Source organism: Rhodobacter capsulatus SB 1003, assembly GCF_000021865.1.
Classification (GTDB): domain Bacteria; phylum Pseudomonadota; class Alphaproteobacteria; order Rhodobacterales; family Rhodobacteraceae; genus Rhodobacter; species Rhodobacter capsulatus_B.
The window spans coordinates 2,378,212-2,394,650 of sequence record NC_014034.1; the positions used below are offsets into that span (position 1 = coordinate 2,378,212).

A 16,439-nucleotide genomic window follows, 5' to 3' on the forward strand; every position below is an offset into this window, starting at 1 on the left:
ATCGCTCCTAACCTCTTGAAATCGCGATGCCGCGGGCGGCAAGGATGTCCTGCGCAGCGGGCGTCAGCAGGACGGCCCGGCCCAGATGGACCGAAGGGCCGGGGATGGCGCGGGCTTGCTGGGCACCGAAGAGGCCACTTTCCTGCATCGGGGCCGCGGCCGCCCCTGCGCCCTCGACCATCCGCGCCAGCGTCGCGGCCCAGCCCAGTTCCACCCCCTGCGCCGCCAGCGCCTGCAGATGCTCGCGCATCAGCGCGCGCCGCGCCTCGGTCGCGGGCACAAGGCCGCGGGCCAGACGGTCGCGCGCCGCGGGGCAGACGCCATCGCGGGCGGCGACGATGCGGCGACCACGATCAAGCGCCTCGGTCAAGATCTGCGAGAGCGGATCATCGGCAATCCCCAGCGCCAGTTTCGCGGCGAGCGAGAGGCTGAGCGCAGGCACCAGCACCAGCGCCGCGCGGGAGAGGGTCACCGGCGCCGCCGCCTCGGGCCAGTCAAGCCGCGCGGCCAGGTCCTCGCGCAGCGCGGCCTCGGCGGTCCATTCGAAACGCCAGCCCGCCCGGGCCAGGGTGGCAAGGCTCGCCAGCGCCGCGTCAAGCCCCAGATCGGTCGCGGCAAAGACCAAAAGCCCGCGGCGGCGCCGCGCCGCCAGCTCGGCCACGATCCGGTCGGACAGCAGGTCGATCAGGATGCGGTCAAGGTCCATCACAGGCCCCGTTCGGGATAAAGCGCGATGCCAAGCGGCGTCACCAGAAGCGGCTCGGCCGGTTTCAGCACCCGCCGCCCCAGATGCGCGGCAAAGACCGGGGCGAAATCGGCAAAGGAACAGGCGCCGCCGACGACATGCACGGTGGCCACCTCGGGGAAGCGGGTCAGCACCCCCGCGACGATGGACGCCATCTTGTCCACCACCGGGCGGACCAGCGAAAACACCTCGCGCGCCTGCGCGGGATCCAGCTTCATCGCCTCGGCATCGGCCAGCGAGAGCCGCAGCGCCCCGGCCAGAACCAGCGTCATGTGGGTGCCCCCCGTCGCCTCATCGACCGAGGCCAGCACCTTGCCGCCTTTGAGCACCGAAATCCCGGTGGTGCCGCCGCCGACATCGACCACGGCGCCCTCGGTCACGCGCAGCAGCCGCGCGGCGGCCAGCGGTTCGTCGAGGATCTCGACCAGCTCGAACTCGGCCGCCTCGATCACATTGCCGATGGCTTTCGCATTGCCGGGCAGGATGCCGGGGGGGATGGCCGTCGCGGCCCGGGTCAGGCGCTGGCCCAGCCGCGCCTCAAGTTCGGCCTTCATCGCCCGCACGCTGCGCACCGTCGCCGGGTAATCGACCACGATGCCGTCGCGGATCCCGCCCGAGCGTTGCGACATCCCCGCCACCGGACGGCCCGCCGCATCGACGACGGCCAGCACCAAATTCGCCGTGCCCAGATCGACACCGACGCGCAGCGGGCCCTGTGCCCGTGCCTCGGGCGGCAGGCAATCGCCTTGCCGCACCAGGGCGGCGAAGTCGTGCAGGATGGCGTCGATGCCGGACATGATAACCCCTCAGACCTTCCGCACCCGCACAAGCGCGTCGTTTTGCAGCCCGAAGGCATTCGCCTCTTCGACGTCGATGTGCATTTCCGTGGCCGACACCTCGTCCGAGCGGATCGTGACATTGTGCATGACCCCGCCGCGCGGGCCGGAGACGACAACATCGACGCTGTCGCCGGTCTTCACCCCCAGCCGCACCGCATCTTCGGGGCGCATGTGGATGTGGCGCAGCGCGACGATCACGCCCGCCTCCTTCGTCACCGATCCGGCGGGGCCGATGACGGTCAGGCCGGCCGAGCCGTCAAGCTTGCCCGACATCCGCATCGGCGGCTTGATGCCCAAAGTGAAACCGTCGGCGACCGAGATCTCGATCTGCGTTTCCTTGCGCAAGGGCCCCAGCACCCGGACCTTGCCGATATCGCCTTTCGGGCCGCGCAGGGTGACGGTTTCGGCGGCGGCATATTGGCCGGGCTGTTTCATCGCCTTCATCCGGGTCAGGCTTGCGCCGGGGCCGAACAGCGCGTCCATGTCGGGCCGCGACAGGTGAACATGCCGGTTCGAGACGCCGACGGGGACAAGCGCGGGGTCGGTGTCGGTTGCGGCGACGTCTTGCGCCAGAAGCTCGGCGAGGATGCGATCGATCAGCGATTGCGGGAACATGGTCGGGGTCTTTCGCTCTTAGCGGCCCTTCGGCCCTTTGGGACGGGTCAGCCGATAGGGCACGGGCGGCGGTTCGGGGGTGGGATCGGGCTCCGGCCCGGGCTCCGGCTCGGCGGCGGGCGCCGGTTCGGGCGCCGCTTCCGGCACGGTCTCGGGCGTCGCTTCGGGGGCCGGTTCGGCGCCGGACGCCTCGGAGGGTGAGGCATCCGGCGGGGTCGGCACCGGCTTCGCCGGGGCCTCCTCCTGTGGCGGCACGGGGACGGGACCCTGTGCCCCGGTCCGTCCGCAGCCGACGGTCTCGGCGCTGTCGATCAGCCGGGTCAGTCCGGCGGCGGGACGTGCGATGACCCGGGTCGCAACGACCCGTCCGACGCGCCCCGCCGCCATCTCCGCGGCGGCAACGGCGGCCTTGACGGCCCCCACGTCGCCGCGAAGCTTGACCACCGTCATGCCGTCGCCCTTGGCAAATTCGTAGCCCACCAGCGTGACATTGGCCGATTTCACCGCGGCATCCGCGGCCGTGACCGCCGCCGCCAGACCGAGCGTCTCGATCAGCCCAAGGCTTTGTTCCGACATGACGATGTGTCCTTTTCGTCTCAGATGTAGGGTTTCGTGGAGGAGACGATTTCCGCGCCATCCAGCGTCGAAAGCACCTGTTTGCCGACCTCGCGCGCCGCGATGATCGCCTGCCGCACCGCCCCCGAGTCGCCGGTGAACATGAAGATCACCTCGTTCGAGTGGCTGGTGCCGCCATTGCCGGGCGAGGCATAGCCCACCGGCACCACGGTCGCGGCCTTGGCGGCGGTATCGGCCATCAGGACGCCGATGGCGGCGGGCGCCCCCACGGTGATCCCGAAGGCCTGGCCCAGCGGCGCCCCGAAGGCCTTGTGCAAAGCATGGCTGGCGCGGGCGGTGTATTGGAACTCGAGATGCCCCGCGGGCGTGCCATAGACATCGCCGAAGGTGCGGTTGAGTTCCGACAGCGTCACTTCCACCGCGCGGCGGGCGTCGGACACGTCCTCGGCCCCGAACAGGATCAGCGAGCCATGCCCGCCACCGCCCTCGGTGTCGCGCGGCAGTTCGATCAGCACCACTTCGCTGTTCGTCGCCTTCACCGCCTCGTCGGCCGCGAAGATATGCGGACCGGCCCCGGTGCGGGCGCCGACGATGCCGATCGAGCGGTATTTCCGGTCGATGTTCATCTTTTCATGCAGCAGCGGATCGACATTCGCGATGACAAGACCCACCGTGTGGCCGATCGCCGTGCCGACGAATTCGGTCAGGTTGCAGGCCTTCGGCGCGGCTTTCGCAGCGGGCTTTTCGGCGGCGGCGGCGGCGGGGGCCTCGGTCGAGCCCATCTTCCGCATCACCTCGTCCATCAGTTTTTCGACAAGATCGTCTTTCATCGTCTGGTCTCCTTCCTAAGGCTCAGACGGCTTTCGGCGTCGGCAGGATTTTTTCGACTTCGGTGTGCGGGCGCGGGATCACATGGACCGAGACGACCGAGCCGACCTTTTCGGCGGCCACGGCCCCGGCATCGGTGGCGGCCTTGACCGCGCCGACGTCGCCGCGCACCATCACGGTCACGAGGCCCGAGCCGATTTTTTCATAGCCGACCATCGCGACATTGGCCGATTTGACCATCGCATCCGCAGCTTCGATCGCGGCGACCAGACCCTTGGTCTCGACCATTCCGAGAGCTTCCTGTTGCATGACTTTCTCCTTGCCTTCCGGCGTTCAAGATGTTGGTTCGATTGAGGAAACGGGTATCTTCGTGCTGATCTGCCAGTGTGCCCCCCTCCTCATCCCCCGGCCCGATCGAGCAGCATTTCAAGATCTGCCAGCGCGGGACGGCGCGGATTGCCCGCGGTGCAGGCATCCGCAAAGGCGGCTGCCGCAAGGTCGGGGATCGCCCGACGATACTCCTCGATCGCGACGCCAAGGCCGCGCAGCGAGGAAGGGATGCCGAAGCGCGCATTCAGCGCCTCGATCGCCCGGATCAGCGCAACGACACCCGCCCGCGTGCCCGGCACGTCAAGCCCCACCCGGGCGGCGATGCGGGCGTAGCGGCTGGCGGTCTCGCGGCAGCCGGGCGCGTCGTCCGACAGACCGGCGTTCCAGGCGATGACATGGGGCAAGAGCACCGCGTTGATGCGGCCATGCACCAGATGCAGCCGGCCGCCGATCGCATGGGCCAGCCCGTGGTTGAGGCCCAGCCCCGCCTCGGTAAAGGCCATGCCCGCCAGGCACGAGGCCTGATGCATCGCATCGCGGGCGGCCAGATCGTTGCCGTTGTCGTAAGCCCGGGGCAGCGCCGCAAAGGCCAGTTCCAGCGCCTTTTCGGCAAAAGCGTCGGTGAAGTTCGAGGCGCCGCGCGCCACCACCGCCTCGATCGCATGGGTGATCACATCCATGCCGGTATCGGCGGTGACCCTGGGCGGTGCGGTGCGCACGAATTCCGGGTCAAGGATCGCCACATCGGGGATCAGGTCGTTGGAAATCAGCGGGAATTTCCGGTTGTTGGCAGGGTCCGAGATCACCGCGAAGGCGGTGACCTCGGAGCCGGTGCCGCTGGTCGTCGGGATCGCAACCAGACGGATCGGATGGCTGGGGTCGATGCCGCGCACCACCGCCAGGATGGCTTTCGCCGCATCGATGGGCGAGCCGCCGCCCAGCGCCAGCACCACATCGGGGCGGAAGTCGGCGAACAGGCGGGCGCCTGCGGAAACGGTGGCGAGCGGCGGCTCGGGGATGGCTTCGGCGAAGATCTTGACGGTGCAGCCGTCCAGATGCGCCAGAACGCGATCAAGCGGACCCGAGCGGGCCATGAATTCATCGGTCACGATGCCGACGCGCTGGCCGCGATAGGCCTGCAAGCGTTCCAGCAGCCCTTCGCCGAAGACGATTTCGGTCCGCGGAGAGAAACTATGATAGCGGGTCATCGGAACACCTGTCCGTGAGGGGTGAAAGGGCCCGGTCGGGCTGACGCGAGGCGGGAGGAGACGGCCCGCCCGACCGGGAGGCTGGCCCCGCGTTGCCGCGGGACCGGCGGTGTCAGAAGGCCTGTTCGGTCCGGCTGATGATGTCGTCCTGCACCTCTTTCGCGAGGACGACGAACTGCGCCGAATAGCCCGCCACCCGCACCACGAGGTCACGATAGTCCTCGGGGTTTTTCTGTGCTTTCAGAAGGGTTTCGCGGTCGATCACGTTGAACTGCACATGCATGCCCTTGTGATCGAAGTAAGACCGCACCAGCGCGGCGAAGTTCTGCAACCCGGCGTCCCCTGCCAGAGCGGAGGGCAGGAATTTCTGGTTGTAGAGCGTGCCGTTCGAGGCGATGAAGTGGTCGAGTTTCGCCACCGAATTCGCCGCGGCGGTCGGGCCGAGCCGGTCCTTGCCCTGCCGCGGCGAGACGCCATCGGCCAGCGGCAGTTTCGCCGGGCGGCCGTCGGGCAGCGCGCCCACGTCCTTGCCGAAAAGCACGTTCGCCGAGACCGGATAGATCCCTGCCTGGAACTGGCCCCCGCGCGGGTTGGTGTATTTCTCCACTTCCTTGCAGTAGATCTGCGCGCATTTCCGGGCGATCAGGTCGACGTCGTCATTGTCGTTCCCGAAGGCTTCGGCGCTGTCGAGCAGGCGGCGGATGCCGTCATATTTCGACGAGGCGGCAGGCGCGGAGCCGGTCGAAAGCGTGCGATAGACCTCGTCCTTGAGCGCGGCGACATCCAGGCTGGCATTCGAGGCCAGCACTTTCTTGACCGCTTCGTAGATCTGGCTTTCGCTCATCTCGGCGGGCGCATTCGCCCCGGTGACCATCCCGAAGTTCGCGTCGAGCGCTTCCTTCAGTTCGGCCATCGTCAGCTTCTTGTCGTCCCAGACGAATTTCTTCATCGCATAGACCGAGTCGCCGGTGTCGGCGACGCCGAAGGCCTGCGGGCCGGTGAAGTTGTAGATCGCGCCCCCTTCCTGCACCGACTTGCCGCGGCCCATGCAGTCATCGACCATCGCCGAGAGGAACGGCAGCGGCGCCCGTTCGGCATGGGCGATGTCGACACAATTGTCGGCCTCGGCCAGGTATTTGACGAAGAACGACATCTGCCCGGTGAAGGCGGCGTAGAAATCCTCAAGCGAGGTCCAGTCCTTGGCATCGCCGGTGACCGGGCCAAGCTGGGTATCGCCGACCTTGCCGTTGTTGAGCGTGATTTCCAGCACCTTCGCCACGTTGAAGAAGGCCGCGTCGTGCCAGCCCTCGGTGCGGTGGATCGCCTGCGGTTCGACGCAGCCGACGATGCCGTAATCGCGGGCATCGGCCAGCGAAACACCGCGGTTTTGCAGCGAGGGGATGATCACCTCGTCGTTGTAGACGGCCGGAACCCCCAGCCCCAGACGCACGACCTCGGCGGCACGGTGCAGGAATTCATCCGGCGTGCCCTGCCAGACCCGGATCGAGAAGGACGGCGCGGGCAGACGCACATGGGCCACGGCTTCCATGCACATGTAGGACACGTCGTTCGTCGCATCGAGCCCGTCTTCGGTCTGACCGCCGACGCAGAGGTTCTGGAACACCGCATAGCCGGCAAAGGCTTGCGCCGAGACCTCGTCGCGGGTCTTGTTGACGTCGTTCAGCTTGATCCAGATGCAGTCGATCAGTTCCTGGGCAAATTCGCGGCTGATCGCGGTATCGGCTTTCAGGAACGGATACATGTATTGGTCGAAGCGGCCGGGCGAGATCGAATGGCCCGAGGATTCGATCTGCAGCATGCATTGTACGAACCACATCGTCTGGCAGGCTTCCCAGAAGGTCGTGGCGCCATGTTCGGGCACGCGGCGGCAGTTCTTGGCGATCTGCTCGAGTTCCGCCTTGCGGGTCGGGTTGGGGCAGGCCCGCGCCAGCTCCTCGGCCTTGTCGGCATAGCGGTTGGCAAAGCCGATCGCGGCGGTATAGGCGATGATGACGGCGGTGTAGAACTGCTGTTTCTTGATCGTGTCGGGGTCGCGTTCATCCAGCACTTCGCGGCGCTTGATCGCCTCGATGATGACACCGCGGAAGCCGGTTTTCAGGATCTTGCCATAGTCGACGCAGACATGGCCGACGCCGCCATAGAAATAGTTGCCCACCGTGAAGACGCCGTTGGCGATGCAATCCTTCGCCTTTTTCGACATGTAGGAGGCGGCAAGATCGGCGGTGGTGCGGCCGGGCCAGTATTTGAACGCCTCATGCAGGGCGGCGGCGGTTTCCTTGGGGATTTCGAACGGGTCGGCGACGCGGGTCGCCATGGTGTCGAATTCCTTTTCCACCCAGTCGAAGCTGAATTCGGGGCAGATCTCGGTCGAGCGCGGGTTGACGGTGATCGAGCCGACCACAAGTTCATCGTCGCGGATGGTGACCGGCAGTTCGGCGAAGATCTTTTCCACCACCCTGGCGCGGCGCAGGATCGGCGACAGGCCCTCGGTCACCTTGTAGGCCTCGGTGGCCAGCACGGCGCGCTCGGCCTCGACATGGGGCCGGGCATTCAGGATCTGGTTCTTCAGCCGCGTGATGCGGTCGGTCGGTTTGGTGAAGCCCTTCTCAATCATTCTATCCTCCAGGCGGTGGAGGCGTCCCGGCGGGGTCTGGTCCCGCCGGAAAGCCATGTCAGTTCAGGATGTCGGGGTCGATGAGCGAAACGAACGCGCGCATCAGTGTCGGATGCCCGGGCCAGGCCGGTGCGGTCGCAAGATTGCCGTCGATCACGGTTTGCTCCGGCGCGGTTGCGACGAAGTGGGCCCCTGCCGCCGTCACTTCCGGTTCGACGGCCGGATAGGCCGTCAACCGACGTCCGCGCACCACGTCGGCGGCGGTCAGGAGCTGCGCGCCATGGCAGATCGCGGCCACAGGCCGGTTCTCCGTCATGAAGGCCCGCACGATGGCCAGGACCTGCGCATCCAGTCGCAGGTATTCGCAGGCACGGCCACCGGCGAGATAGAGACCGGCATGATCCTCGGGGCTGACACTGGCAAAGCTTGCCGTCAGACCGAACAGATGGCCGGGTTTTTCCGAATAGGTCTGATCGCCCTCGAAATCATGGATCGCGGTGCGGATCGTTTCGCCCTTGCGCTTGCCCGGGCAGACGGTCTCGACGGTGAAACCCAGCATGCTCAGCGCCTGAAACGGCACCATCACTTCATAATCTTCAGAGTAATCTCCAACGATCATCAGGATTTTGTTTTGGCGGGGGCGTTTCATCTGATTTTCCTGGGCTGCCGTTTTCGGCGTCTGGCAAAGGAATAGTCCCGGAAAGCCAAAAGGGTCAACGCGAGCCCCTTGACCACAAAGGGGAATATCTTGCCCTGCGCTTTTGCGCCGTGGTTTTTCCCTGAAAATACGGGGATTTTGCCGATCCGGCCGGATCTTGCAAAGCGGACCCGGGACAAGAAAAGACAGATGCCGGGTGTTTTCTTGTCCTTGCCCGGACAAGTCCCGACTGCCGCCCGCGCGGCCCTGACAGGCGGAAACCGCGCAAAAGTGCCGTCCCGGCCCGCAGGCAAATCATTTTTCCATTTTAATACAGACACTTGCACAGGAAAGCGACTCGGCCGCACGGCGCATCGCAAGAAACTACCCGCGAAGGCCAAGCCGCTCGCGTTGACCCGAAAGCCCCCGCAGCGGTAATTTCAGCACCAATCGACCGCCCGCGTCGGAAGGAAACCCGCGCCACTCCAAAGGGAATTCGCGCATCGGAAAGGGATTTTCCGATGCCCTGTTTTCGCACGCGCCTTTTCCGCGCCCGGTCGTTTTCGCGGTCCTCCGGCCGCGCCCTTTCAAACCGCATCAAGACCCCGGACATACTCCAGTCGGATCCGCCCGGAATATACAAGGAGACCAGAATGACACTGCTTGGTTTGCTCGTCGCTTTTGGCGGCGGAATATTCGGGGCCGCGATCGGCGCGCTGCCCGCCTTCGCCTTTGTCGGCTTCCTGACGATGATCGGCGTCGCGATCCAGCTTGCGCTTGGCGCGGGCACGACCGATTTCTTCGGCATCCCCTTTGGCGCCTTTGGCCCGCATGCGGGCGGCTTTGCGGCGGGGGTCGCCGCGGCGGCCTATGCGGCGAAAAAGGGCAAGCTTGACTCGGGGCGCAACATCGTCACCGCGGGCATGGGGCTGAACGCGCCCGACGTGCTTTTGGTGGGCGGCATCTTCGGGCTGATCGGCTATCTGATCTTCTGGGCGCTGCAGCTGGTGCCGTCCTTCGGCCCGGGCCTGGCCTTTTCCGACCTGCCCGCCGTCGGCGTGGTGATCTCGGCCTTCCTCGCACGCTTCCTGTGGGGCACCTGCGGCTTTTGCGGCAAGGCCGATCCGGGCCGCGGCTTCTTTCACCCGACCGATGCGACGAAATGGCTGGTGTTCCAGTCAAGCCCGGCGCAGATCGCGGTGATCGGTCTGGGCGGCGGCTTGCTTGGCGCCTGGCTGGGCGTGACCCATGGCGTGCCGGGCGCGCTGCTGGCCTTCGGCATCGCGGCCTCCTCGCTCTTCTTCCTGACGCTGGGCGTGCTGATCCCGGTCACCCACCACATCATGCTGCCGGCCGCGCTGGCCGGTGTGGCTTCGGGCTCGGTGATCTGGGGCGCGGTGGTCGGCATCCTCTCGGCCTTCCTCGGCGAGTTCTTTGCCCGCGCCTTCCTGTGCCACGGCGACACCCATGTCGATCCGCCCGCCTGCGCCATCGCCGTGATGACCTTTGCCATCAACCTTCTGACCGCGGTGGGCTTCTGGACACTCGCTCCTCTGCCGGTCTGATCCGGGGGCGGCCCCTTTCCCCTCCCCCGCAGCGGCGGTGCGACATCCCCCCGTCGCACCGCCGATTTCCCGGCAGCCCCCCGGGGCTGCCCTTGCATCCAAGGACAACCGACCATGATCCTGACCATCAATTGCGGCAGCTCCAGCCTGAAATATCAACTCCATGCCCCCGATCTGAGCCATGTGATCGCCTCGGGCCTGATCGCCCGCATCGGCGAGCCCGAGGGCACGACCGATCACTGGGTCGGCCACCGCGGCGAGCATCACCGCCGCGCCATCCCCGATCACCGCGCCGCCTTCGCGCTGATGATGGAGAACCTGACGAACCCCGAATATGACGTGATCGAATGCCCGGGCGCGATCACCGCCATCGGACACCGCGCGGTGCATGGCGGGGCGATCTTCTTCGGCTCGGTGCTGGTCGATGACGCGGTGATGGCGGCGCTGCGCGCCTGCGCGACCTTTGCGCCGCTGCACAATCCCTGCAACATCATCGGCATCGAGGAAGCGCAGCGGATGTTCCCCGGCGTGCCGAATGTCGTCGTCTTCGACACCGCCTTTCACCAGACCATTCCCGAACGCGCCCATGCCTATGCCCTGCCCTATGAGCTGACGCAGAAACACGGCATCCGCCGCTACGGTTTTCACGGCACCTCCTGCCGCTATGTCTCGCGCAGCGCGGCCGAGCTGCTGAACCGCCCGCTGGACAGCCTGTCGATGGTGGTCTGCCATCTGGGCAACGGCGTCACGCTCGACGCGGTCAAGGGCGGGCAGTCGATCGACACCTCGATCGGGTTCGGCACTTTTGGCGGCGTGCCGATGGGCACCCGCAGCGGCGATTTCGACCCGGCGATCATCTTCCATCTGGTGCGCGAGGCCGGGCTGAGCCTGACCGAGATCGAGGATATCTGCTACACCAAAAGCGGCCTGCTGGGCCTGTCGGGGCTGTCGAACGACATGCGCGAAGTGATGGCGGCGGCCGATGCGGGCAATGACCGCTGCCAGCTGGCGATTGACGTCTTCGTCTATCAGATCCGCAAGACGATCGGCGCCTATGCGGCGGCGATGGGCGGGATCGACGCGCTCGTCTTCACCGCGGGCATCGGCGAGAACAGCGCCCGGGTGCGCGCGATGATCTGCGAGGATCTGGGCTTTCTGGGCATCTCGATCGACGCGCGGGCGAATGCGATCGCGCGCGGCGGCCATCCGAACATCAGCGCGGCGGGCGCAAGGGTGGCGACGCTTGTGGTGCCGACGGACGAGGAACGGATGATCGCGATCGACACCGCGGCTTTGACGGCCGCCGCCTCGGCGAGGCAGCCGGGGCAAGACCTGGCCTTCGCGCTGGCCGCCCAATGAGACCGGGCAAGGGGGGCCGCGCAGCGCGCCCCTCTTGCCCGCCGATGCGACGCCGGGGCCCGGAGCGCGGAACTTTCGGGCCATCGGGCCGATCACGGGATCTTTCGCCCTGCGGAAACATTCGCGGGGTTGAAGTTTGCGGCGGGCTTTGCCACGCTCGGGCGGCCGACTGATACGGCATCCCCGACATGCGGCGGCCTGGGGCCGACCGATCCGGAAAGGCGCATCTGGATTGACTGACCCGAAAGATCCGCAAGATCGCAGGCCGATGCCGCCCGGGGACACGCCGCGCGTCGATTTCTTCATCGCGGGCGTGCAGAAGGGCGGCACGACGGCGCTTGACGCCATGCTGCGGCGTCATCCCTCCGTGCAGATGGCCAGCCGCAAGGAAGCGCATTTCTTCGACGACGAAAGCCTTGACTGGACCCGGCCGGATCCTGCGGGCCTGCATGATCTGTTCGACTGGTCGGCCGACACGGTCCTGCGCGGCGAGGCGACGCCGGTCTACATCTTCTGGCCGAATGCGATCGAGCGGCTGGCCGCCTACAATCCGCGCGCCCGGCTGGTGATCTGCCTGCGCCATCCGGTCTTTCGCGCCCATTCGCACTGGCGGATGGAGATCGCGCAGAACTACGACACCCTGCCCTTTTCCCGGGCGATCCGCGAGGGCCGCGACCGGATCGCCCCGGCGCCGCACCACAGCCTGCGGATTTTTTCCTATGTCGAACGCGGCTTCTATGCGGCGCAGATCGCCCGGCTGCTGAGGCATTTCCCGCGCGCGCAGCTGCTGTTCTTGCGCACCGACCGGCTTTGGTCGCAGCCCGAGACCGAACTGGCGCGGCTGCTTGATTTCCTGCAGCTGCCCCCGGCGCAGATCGCGCTGAGGGATTACATCCTCCCCGTCGTCCCGACCGAAACCGCGCCGATGACGGCCGAGGATCACGCCCATCTGTGCCGTCTTTACGAAAGCGACATCCGGCAGACCGGCCAGATCACCGGTCTTGACCTTCAGGACTGGCTGGACGCCGGGTATTGCGAACCGATGGGCGGCTGATCCGCAGTCAGCAGCGCCTCGACTTCGGCGCGGTCATAAAATGACCAGCAGGGCGAGTCGCGCTCCAGCAGCCGCGCGGCAATGTCGCGCGCGGCGGGATCGGCGCGCAGGCCCAGCAGGTTGCGCGACTGCAGCGGCTCGGAGAGCTGCGCCGCCGCGGGCGCCAGCACCGAAAGCGCCGCGCCGCCGGTGCGGATGATCTCCTCGTAACGGATCGTCCGCCCGGGCAGGAAGCGGCGATACTGCCCAAAGCAGAAGTCAAGCAGCAGGAACTGCCGCTGCAGAAGGTCCGGCTCGGCCGCGATCGCCGCCGCAAGCCCCGCATCGACCCATTCGGCGGCGGGCAGGCGCCCCTCGGTCACCGGCATCTGCGCCGTGCGCCAGGACAGCAGAACCGCCAGCGGATTGCGCAGGATGCCAAAGCAGCGAAACGACGGCGTCAGCATCGGCAAGGCGGCGGTGAAAAAGGCGTTCTGCTTGACGAACAGGCGGAAATCGGCGCGATCGACATTCCGGACGATGAGTTCCATGCCGTTCAGCACGCGCTTGCGGCGGCCCTGCGCATCGGCATCGGCCATCGGATTGCTGGGCACCGCCCCGTGCCAGGCCTTGCTGGTCGCGGTGCCGCGGGTCAGGACCAGGTCGCGCTGCGCGGCGCAGAACTGCCGCAGCGCCGCCCCCAGCGCCTCGGGCGGCAACCCGGCCAGCGTCGCCGGGTCGATCGGCTCGTGCAGCGCGACGCAATTCGCCAGCTTGTTCAGCAGATGGCAGGTCAGCGTCGTGCCCGAGCGCGGCACCCGGTGATCAGGATATCTTGTGCGGCATCAGTCGTCATCAGGGTCCGATATGTCGAAGAAGGTCGAGAAAGGCCGCCCGTTCGGAGCGGATATCATGCATCTTGCTGATCTCTTTTGCGCTCTGGCGCAGGGCTTGCGCAAGCCCCGGATTGCGGCTGGCCTCTGCCACCGCCTGCGCCAGCGGCGCAACCGCGGCAGGCGGCATCAGCGCCGTCACCCCGTCGATGCAGAACGACCGGTTGCCGCCGCAATCGGGGCAGATCACCACCCGGCCCAGCGCCATGGCTTCAAGCGCAGGCAGATAGAACCCCTCCTCGGCACAGGGCAGCAGCACCGCGATCGGCGCCCCGGCCATCCGCGCCAGATAGTCCTGTCGCGGCAGCGGGTCGATCTGCAGATCGACCCGGTAGCCCTCGGCCTGCAGCCGCGCCGCCAGCGCCCGGGCCAGCGGCGGCTGTTTCGCACCGCCCAGGAAGACATCGGCACCGGTGGCCGCGCCGCCCCCGGGCAGCAGGTCGAAATCGATGCCGTTCGGAATGACATGGATCGGACCGTTGCAGATCCCGGTCGCCCGCAGCGCCTCGGCCACGGCGGGGCTGACGCAAATCCGCGTGGCCCGGCGCGACAGAAAGCCGAACAGCGGCGTTTCCGGCCGGGCATGGCGCAGCCCCTGTACCAGATTGACCACCGGGATCCGCTCTTCGATGCCCGGATGCCCGGCCAGCGCCGTCCAGTCGGTCCCGGCCAGAAACAGGATATCCGCGCGCTCGGGATCGTAGCGATCAACAAGGCCCGGATCGCCCTGCCAGGGCGAGGCGGGGGCCGAAGCCGGGTCCAGACATATCTCGGCGCGATGGCGATCCGAGGATCGGACGTGCTGGAAATAGTCCCAAACCTTCAGATGCCCCCCAGAGAAGGCCTTGTAATTGCGATAGAAAAGCACACGCAGCGGCATGAGGACAACCTGGGCGGGGGAACGGTTTCCGGGGGTCCTGCTGTCGTCGCATGGACGGCGGGCCGCGTCAATCGCGCCCGGGTCACGGCGCGGGGGCGCGGCGGCGCAGCACGATCAGCACCAGCGTCGAAAACAGCCCCAGCGCCGCCGACAGCACCAGCGCACGGCGAAACTCTCCCACCGTCACCGCATTGTAGATCTCGAGCGAGATCGTGTTGGTGCGGCCCAGGATGTTGCCGCCCAGCATCAGCGTCACGCCGACCTCGCCCAGCGACCGCGCCGTCGCCATCAAGAGCCCCGCGCCAAGCGCCCCCGCGACATTGGGCAGGATCACCCGCGCGAAGATCGGGATCTCGCCATGGCCAAGGGTGCGCGCCGCCTCGGCCAGATTGGCGGGCAAGGCGGCAATCGCCGCCTCGACCGGCTTGACGACCAGCGGCAGCCCGACAAGGACCGAGGCAAGCAGCACCCCGGCCTCGGAAAAGATCAGCCCCGCGCCGAAGCCGGTCTCGATCCAGCCGCCAAGGCCGTGGCGGCCCAGAAGCATCAGCAGCCCGAAGCCCAGCACGATCGGCGGAAACACCATCGGCAGCGTCACCGCGATATCCAGCAGGCTGCGCCCGGGCCAGCGCCGTTTCGACAGCGCCCAGCCCAAAGCCACCCCCAGCGTCGCATGCAGGCAAAGCGTCGCCACCGCAATCCGCAGGCTCAGCCGCAGCGGAAAGGCCAGCGCCGGATCGCCCAGAACCGCGGCCAGCGCCTCCACCCGTCACAGCCCGTAATGCTGCAGGATCTTTTGCGCCGCGGGCGTGGTCAGGAAGGCGGCAAAACCCTCGGCCGAGGCGTCGAGCACCCCGCAGCTGATCTCGATCGGCGGATAAAGGCCCGGATCGACCGCGACCCAGCCGCCCAGATCGGCCCCGGCGCCGATCGCATCGGTGATGTTGAGAAACCCCGCATCGACATCGCCCGAGATCAGATAGGCCGTCACCTGCGGCACCGTCGCCACAGTCACCAGCTTCGGATCGACCTTGGCCGCGAGCCCGGACCGGTCCAGATACTGCCGCCCCGCCTTGCCGTAAATCGCCGATTTCGCGTCGGGAATCCCGACTTTCGCGATCCGCTCCGCGGCCAGCTCGGCGGGATCTTGCAGGCTTTCCCCCTTGCGGAAGGCCACGACCAGCTTGCCCGTGCCCAGCGGCAGGAAACGGTCGAACCGCAACCCCTCGGCCTTGGCCAGCACCGCCCTGTCGCCGCAGACCATCGCCATCTTGCCGCTTTCGCGCGCCTGCCCCAGCACCTGCCCCATGTTTCCATAGACCTCGCCGACGCTGTCGCCGCTTTGCGCCTTCCAGGCCGCCACCGCCTCGGCCATCGGGCGGCGATAGCCCGCCCCGGCGCCGATCACCAGATCCTCGGCCAGGCCGGCAGAGGCGGAAAGGAGAAGAACGGAAAGGATGGCAAGGCTTTTGCGCATGGGAAACTCCTGTCGGTTTTGCGGGCTGGACAAGCGCCGCCTGTCGCTATGTAGTCCAACCTTATAGCGAACAGGTCAACTCCCCCCGGCCGATGCAGGACAAACACCGTGCCAACCGCCGCCCCCCTTGATGTCACGCTTGAAACCCGGCTTTCGGGGCCCGAGGGTCCGTTCACGCTCGATGTCGGGCTGAAGGCGATGGCGGGGGAATTTCTGGTGCTGACGGGGCCTTCGGGGGCGGGCAAGACGACGCTGTTGCGGCTGATCGCGGGGCTGGCGCGGCCCGGACGCGGGCGGGTTGCGATGGCCGGGCAGGTCTGGTGCGACACGGCGCGCGGGATCGACCTGCCGGTCCGGGCGCGGTCGCTGGGCTTTGTCTTTCAGGACTATGCGCTGTTTCCGAACATGACGGCGGCGGGGCAGATCGGCTTTGCGCTGCACGATCTGCCCCGCCGCGCGCGGCGCGACCGGGTGGCCGAGCTTCTGGATCTGGCGGGGCTTTCGGGCCTTGCGACGGCCTTTCCGGCGCAGCTTTCGGGCGGGCAGAGGCAACGCCTGGCGCTGGTGCGGGCGCTGGCGCGGCAGCCGAAACTGCTGCTGCTTGACGAGCCGCTTTCGGCGCTTGATCCCGACACCCGGGCCCGGCTGCAAGATCAGCTGCGCCGCCTGCACGATCTCTTTGGCGCCACGACGCTGATGACAAGCCACGAGACCGCCGAGGCGCGGCGCCTGGCCGACCGCGTGCTGCGGCTGGAGGCCGGGCGGCTGGGCGCCGCGCCGCCGCCGCCGCCATCCCTGCGCCTCGTGCGTGTCTGACCC

The 16,439-nt window shown here is 67.3% G+C and carries 17 protein-coding genes; 4 read left to right on the forward strand and 13 right to left on the reverse strand.

The genetic code is table 11. The annotated features are described in order from the left end of the window. Nucleotides 1-7 precede the first annotated feature (7 nt). From RCAP_RS10910 to RCAP_RS10950, 9 genes are all read right to left on the reverse strand, one after another. Complete coding sequence (locus RCAP_RS10910; protein WP_013067913.1) at nt 8-706, reverse strand: hypothetical protein; 699 nt, start codon at nt 704-706, stop codon at nt 8-10. Beyond that, nucleotides 706-1,542: an ethanolamine utilization protein EutJ gene (eutJ, locus tag RCAP_RS10915; protein ID WP_013067914.1), complete on the reverse strand. Its 837-nt coding sequence runs from the start codon at nt 1,540-1,542 to the stop codon at nt 706-708. Before eutJ ends, RCAP_RS10910 begins: the two co-directional genes overlap by 1 nt. A gap of 9 nt (nt 1,543-1,551) precedes the next feature. After that, nucleotides 1,552-2,199, reverse strand: coding sequence for a phosphate propanoyltransferase (locus tag RCAP_RS10920; protein WP_013067915.1), 648 nt, complete (start codon nt 2,197-2,199; stop codon nt 1,552-1,554). Between the two features lie 18 nt (nt 2,200-2,217). Then, nucleotides 2,218-2,775 carry a BMC domain-containing protein gene (locus RCAP_RS20065; protein ID WP_013067916.1) on the reverse strand — a complete coding sequence of 186 codons (558 nt, stop codon included), beginning with the start codon at nt 2,773-2,775 and terminating at the stop codon, nt 2,218-2,220. A 20-nt stretch (nt 2,776-2,795) separates the two neighbouring features. Then, entirely contained in the window at nt 2,796-3,605 is an 810-nt protein-coding gene (pduB, locus tag RCAP_RS10930) for a propanediol utilization microcompartment protein PduB (RefSeq protein WP_013067917.1), read from the reverse strand. 22 nt (nt 3,606-3,627) lie between these two features. Then, the gene (pduA, locus tag RCAP_RS10935; protein ID WP_013067918.1) at nt 3,628-3,912 is read right to left on the reverse strand and encodes a propanediol utilization microcompartment protein PduA; all 285 of its coding nucleotides are present in this window, start codon (nt 3,910-3,912) and stop codon (nt 3,628-3,630) included. Between the two features lie 89 nt (nt 3,913-4,001). Then, nucleotides 4,002-5,141 carry a 1-propanol dehydrogenase PduQ gene (locus RCAP_RS10940; protein ID WP_013067919.1) on the reverse strand — a complete coding sequence of 380 codons (1,140 nt, stop codon included), beginning with the start codon at nt 5,139-5,141 and terminating at the stop codon, nt 4,002-4,004. 112 nt (nt 5,142-5,253) lie between these two features. After that, a complete protein-coding gene (locus tag RCAP_RS10945) occupies nt 5,254-7,776 on the reverse strand; it encodes a glycyl radical protein (RefSeq protein ID WP_013067920.1) in 2,523 nt (840 codons plus the stop codon). Nucleotides 7,777-7,834: 58 nt separating this feature from the next. After that, nucleotides 7,835-8,425, reverse strand: a complete 591-nt coding sequence (locus RCAP_RS10950) for a DJ-1/PfpI family protein (protein ID WP_013067921.1) — start codon at nt 8,423-8,425, stop codon at nt 7,835-7,837. A 641-nt stretch (nt 8,426-9,066) separates the two neighbouring features. Between RCAP_RS10950 and RCAP_RS10955 the strand changes: the two genes are divergently transcribed. The 3 genes from RCAP_RS10955 to RCAP_RS10965 all read left to right on the forward strand — a co-directional run bounded on the left by RCAP_RS10955 (nt 9,067) and on the right by RCAP_RS10965 (nt 12,391). Next, nucleotides 9,067-9,978: a hypothetical protein gene (locus RCAP_RS10955; protein ID WP_013067922.1), complete on the forward strand. Its 912-nt coding sequence runs from the start codon at nt 9,067-9,069 to the stop codon at nt 9,976-9,978. Nucleotides 9,979-10,092: 114 nt separating this feature from the next. After that, nucleotides 10,093-11,337, forward strand: a complete 1,245-nt coding sequence (locus tag RCAP_RS10960; RefSeq protein WP_013067923.1) for an acetate/propionate family kinase — start codon at nt 10,093-10,095, stop codon at nt 11,335-11,337. A gap of 232 nt (nt 11,338-11,569) precedes the next feature. Then, nucleotides 11,570-12,391, forward strand: a complete 822-nt coding sequence (locus RCAP_RS10965; protein WP_198525884.1) for a sulfotransferase domain-containing protein — start codon at nt 11,570-11,572, stop codon at nt 12,389-12,391. Here the strand turns inward: RCAP_RS10965 and RCAP_RS10970 are convergent. The 4 genes from RCAP_RS10970 to modA all read right to left on the reverse strand — a co-directional run bounded on the left by RCAP_RS10970 (nt 12,346) and on the right by modA (nt 15,620). Next, nucleotides 12,346-13,188 carry a hypothetical protein gene (locus RCAP_RS10970; RefSeq protein WP_013067925.1) on the reverse strand — a complete coding sequence of 281 codons (843 nt, stop codon included), beginning with the start codon at nt 13,186-13,188 and terminating at the stop codon, nt 12,346-12,348. The genes RCAP_RS10965 and RCAP_RS10970 overlap by 46 nt on opposite strands. A 37-nt stretch (nt 13,189-13,225) precedes the next feature. Further along, nucleotides 13,226-14,143 carry a glycosyltransferase family 4 protein gene (locus RCAP_RS10975; protein ID WP_013067926.1) on the reverse strand — a complete coding sequence of 306 codons (918 nt, stop codon included), beginning with the start codon at nt 14,141-14,143 and terminating at the stop codon, nt 13,226-13,228. Nucleotides 14,144-14,225: 82 nt separating this feature from the next. Continuing rightward, complete coding sequence (gene modB, locus RCAP_RS10980) at nt 14,226-14,909, reverse strand: molybdate ABC transporter permease subunit (protein WP_013067927.1); 684 nt, start codon at nt 14,907-14,909, stop codon at nt 14,226-14,228. A 3-nt stretch (nt 14,910-14,912) separates the two neighbouring features. Further along, entirely contained in the window at nt 14,913-15,620 is a 708-nt protein-coding gene (gene modA, locus RCAP_RS10985; RefSeq protein WP_013067928.1) for a molybdate ABC transporter substrate-binding protein, read from the reverse strand. Between the two features lie 108 nt (nt 15,621-15,728). Here modA and RCAP_RS10990 point away from each other — a divergent pair, with 108 nt between their 5' ends. Continuing rightward, nucleotides 15,729-16,436, forward strand: coding sequence for a sulfate/molybdate ABC transporter ATP-binding protein (locus tag RCAP_RS10990; protein ID WP_013067929.1), 708 nt, complete (start codon nt 15,729-15,731; stop codon nt 16,434-16,436). The last annotated feature ends 3 nt before the right edge of the window (nt 16,437-16,439 follow it).